General features: G+C 35.2%; 2 protein-coding genes. Both read left to right on the top strand.

The window, feature by feature from the left end; all coding sequences use genetic code 11:
• Positions 1-920 (top strand): RHS repeat-associated core domain-containing protein (locus HMPREF2955_RS14055; RefSeq protein ID WP_246830167.1); only part of this gene is annotated, 920 nt, incomplete at its 5' end.
• A 13-nt stretch (positions 921-933) separates the two neighbouring features.
• Positions 934-1,638, top strand: a complete 705-nt coding sequence (locus tag HMPREF2955_RS14050) for a hypothetical protein (protein WP_019189117.1) — start codon at positions 934-936, stop codon at positions 1,636-1,638.
• Positions 1,639-1,674: the final 36 nt, after the last annotated feature.

Here is a 1,674-nt window from a genome sequence, read left to right as displayed (position 1 = left end):
AGGCCAACATCACCCAGTTCGATGCCTACCTGCCCTATGGCGAACTCCTTGTGGATGAACACACATCCACAGAGGATATGCAGTATAAGTTCAATGGCAAGGAACTCGATCAAGAGACCGGACTGTACTATTATGGGGCACGGTATATGAATCCCGTAACAAGCTTGTGGTATGGAGTGGATAGATTTGCTGAAAAATACCCTCAGCTTTCTGCTTACAATATTTGTGCAAATAATCCAATGAATACAATAGATTTTCATGGAGATAGTATAACAACTGTCTTAATTACAAATGGAACAGCAGGGATAGAAAGGATTAAGTATAGTTATAGTGCAGGTGAAAATGGAGAATATGGTTTCCGAAATAGTAATGGAGAATTATATTCTGGTACAGATAATTTTATAAATTCATTGACATCTGCATTAAACGAATTACGAACGGGAGGAGATGTAGGAAATGCTTTAGTTTCTGAGCTTATAAACTCAACTAATAGCGTTGAGATTGCCCAAAGAAAACAAAATGGAGCAGATATAAATGGAACTTATATATTATGGAATCCAAATTTAACAACAGGTGGTTTAAATGAATATGGCACAGAATATAGACCAGCTTACATTGGATTAGGTCATGAAATGGCGCATATTCAAGACACATGGAGGGGAACTATCGATCAAAGCACATGGGTTACAGTTAACGGAATCAATATTCCAAACTCTGAAAAATACTCAACTCACATTGAAAATCAATTGAGAGCAGAGCACAATATCCCCCTTCGAACTCATTATGGTATAGATGCTAGTCCTGGACAACGAAAAGGATTAGAAAGTACTCGAATAATTTGGAACAGATTTAGCATGTTCTACAACAGGAAAGTTAAGGTAAACGCATCTTTTAGCGTTTCTACTCCTTTTTATTATTAGAAGATTGTAAATAATGAAACTTATTCTTTTGATAATCAATATAATTTATGTCTTGGGGTATAATATACCTCAAGACATCCGCTCTTCAAAATTCTCTATCTTATCACATTTTAACTTGCAAGCTTGTAATCAGCAAATTCATAATCAAATAAAACAGCTCCCGGACAGCATCGTAAAAAATATTCAATGGCAATATTTAGACAGCTTTATTTGTTTTAATTGTAAGGCTAACGTTTATGTCACTCGGAAGAATGGCATTCAAGGGCAGGACGATCATACAAGAGACTTCCAAGACACCATTTACATCATGCAACAGAGTGGCCTGCAAGGTGACTTCAATATGACGCTATGGGATAAGCAGAAGAGTGTTTCTTATACCAATGAAACTGGTCTGATAAAGGAAACGAATAGTCGCCTTTTCCCAAAATATATGCTAAAATTAGTTTCTGAATGGGATATTTCCGCCATTAGGGAAGAAGAGAAAATAAATGGACAACTTATACCAAGAGAGAGAATATATGCAATTAGAATTATACTTCATAAAGGAAAATGTTCAATAGATTTTCTTTGGTTTTATGATTTTTTTAATCTGGAAAGAGATAGATTTGATTTTCGTTCAGACACATTCATGTGTGGTGGGTATCGAGAGTTATTAAAAAACTATCTAAATCACTCTTTTATTCCTTCTTTTGCACCAGATGGGCAAGTTCTGGGTTAAGTGAAGTCATCTAGACTTTTAAAATCTCTACAAATT

The sequence above is a fragment of the Prevotella sp. HMSC073D09 genome, assembly GCF_001814145.1.
Lineage (GTDB): Bacteria > Bacteroidota > Bacteroidia > Bacteroidales > Bacteroidaceae > Prevotella > Prevotella conceptionensis.
Note: the sequence above shows the minus strand (reverse complement) of the source record. Positions and strands in the feature narration are given on the sequence as shown.